The following is a 2,040-nucleotide window of genomic DNA, read 5'->3' on the forward strand; positions in this document are numbered from 1 at the left end:
AATTGCCCAGCCGCGCTCCTGCGCCAGGCTGCGCAGTTTCCCATGCGGGTTCACCGCGACCGGCTCGTCGGCCCACTCGAACGCCGGAGCGTCGGACACATGGTCCGAGTAGAATCGGACGTGGCCGTGCGCGCCGGTGAGCCCCGACTTCTCCACCCAATCGGAAATCATCCGCATCTTCGCCGGACCGTAGCAATTCTCGCCAGCGATCTTCGCATGGACGCGCTCGTCGAGCCCGATGACCGATCCGGTGCCGATCACGTCGTCGAAGCCAAGGCGTTCGGCGATCGCATCGGCGTAGAGCCGGTAAGAGGCGGTCGCCAGCACGACGCGCCGGCCCTCGGCCTTGTCGCGGGCGATCGCTTTTCGCGCGCCCGGGCGGATGTTGGTCGCGAGCTGGGCGTCGGCGAAGCTCTCCACGAGCGGCTTGAGCTCGCGCGGGTGGACCGCGCCGCCGAGCAGCAGGCGGTGATTGATTTCCTTCAAGCGTCCGCGATCGATCAGCCGCGCGACGTAGGCGAGCATCGACAGCAGCACGAGCGGCAGCAGGAGCAATCGCCACGGCGCGTTTCGCGTCGCGCAGTGCAGCAGGAACGGCGTGTAGGTCGGCCGCCGGGTGACCGTCCGATCCATGTCGTAGATCGCGAGATCGCTCATGCTTTTCCGGCGAGGATCGCTTCGACGATCGCGTGATCGACGGGCTTGTCGACGTCGACCGCCGCGAGCGGATTGCTTAGCAGCACCGCGCGAGCGCTGAGGCCGAGCCTGCGGCCCACAGCGGCGATGCCCTGGTCGAGCGTCCGCAGGCGCAGGAGTGCGCCGAGCAGCAGCGCGGGACCGAGCGCGCCCAGGACTCGCCAGCCCTTCTTCCGGTCCTGCTCGACCGATCGCCACTGCTCGATCGCCGCGAGCGCCTTGATCGACCCGAAGGCGAACAAATTGGCTCCGGAATAAGCGCCGCCGCGAAATGCGAGCCAGGTCCGCTTGGTCTGCGGCAGCCGCGCGAGCAGCGACTGTCGCTCGACGACGCCCACCGCGACGTCTGCGCCCTCCGCCTTGGCAATGAACTCCGTGACCATCTGTGGATCGAGCAGCGCGTGGTCGGCCGTGGTGACGAGCAGCGGAAATTGGGCGGTGCGGCTGAGGATCAGTCTCTCGATCGTCTCGGCGATCGTGCCCTGCGATTCCTGGACGGTCAGGCGCGCATCCTCCGGCAGCACCGCGGCAATCCGATCCGGCGCCTGGCTCAGCACCAGGATGTTGCCGAGACCGTCGCTCTCCAGCAGCGCGCGCACGGGACGCCGCACCATCGGCTCGCCTGCGACCGGGATCAGCGCCTTGAGATCGGTGCCGAACGGCTCGGCGAACGCATCGCGTCCGGGCCGCGATCCGGCGAGCACCACTGCCGTCCAGCTCATGCTTCGAGCCAGGACACGAGCTTCTGCCCTCGGGCGCCAAGCTCGCGGGCTTGGGCAAGCCGCACCGCGTGGAAGATCAGGCTGGCGATCGTCCACCACGCGACCAGCTCGAGCCCGACATCGGGCCGCCCGAACAGCAGCGCGACGACGAGGATCACCATGTTGGGATTGCGCCGCGCGGTTATCAGCCGGAACTTGCTGTCGATCGGCCTCCAGACATGGATCTCCATGCCGATCCGCTTGATAAAGATACCTTCGATGATCCGCTGCGCGATATAGCCGCCGATGATCGCCCACAGCACCATGATCGCGAACACCGGCTCGATCGGGCGGCCGTAAGCCGCGAGTCCGTGCTCCCACGCCCAGTACCAGAACGGCGGGTGGACGAGGTCGATCCCGTGGTCGAACACCTCCCCCCATTTCGACGAGGCGCCGGTCACCCGGGCGAGCTTCCCGTCGACCGTGTCGAGCACCATGAAGACGAAGCCCGACAGCACGCCCCACCAATAATGGCCGTTCCAGAACAGGAAGAAGGCGAGGACGCAGAGGATCGCGCCGATCAGCGTCACGAAATTCGGCGCGATTCCCGCGCGCGCCGCCCAGCGGGTCAGGTAGAAAGCGG

Annotated in this window: 3 protein-coding genes; all 3 read right to left on the bottom strand. The window is 67.5% G+C overall.

Annotation, left to right across the window (positions count from 1 at the left end; all coding sequences use genetic code 11):
* A partial coding sequence (locus VFT73_RS08670) for an HAD-IB family hydrolase (protein WP_326409923.1) occupies positions 1-657 on the bottom strand: 657 nt, incomplete at its 3' end.
* Positions 654-1,418: a nucleotidyltransferase family protein gene (locus VFT73_RS08675; RefSeq protein WP_326409924.1), complete on the bottom strand. Its 765-nt coding sequence runs from the start codon at positions 1,416-1,418 to the stop codon at positions 654-656. The genes VFT73_RS08675 and VFT73_RS08670, both read right to left, overlap by 4 nt.
* The coding region (locus VFT73_RS08680) for a CDP-alcohol phosphatidyltransferase family protein (protein ID WP_326409925.1) at positions 1,415-2,040 on the bottom strand (626 nt) is incomplete at its 5' end. The genes VFT73_RS08680 and VFT73_RS08675, both read right to left, overlap by 4 nt.

It is taken from the genome of Sphingomonas sp. (assembly GCF_035758555.1).
GTDB lineage: Bacteria > Pseudomonadota > Alphaproteobacteria > Sphingomonadales > Sphingomonadaceae > Sphingomonas_B.

Bases quoted from the DNA above. Each gene is read 5' to 3' on its own strand.
- VFT73_RS08675 (WP_326409924.1), bottom strand. From the start codon at position 1,418: ATGAGCTGGACGGCAGTGGTGCTCGCCGGATCGCGGCCCGGACGCGAT.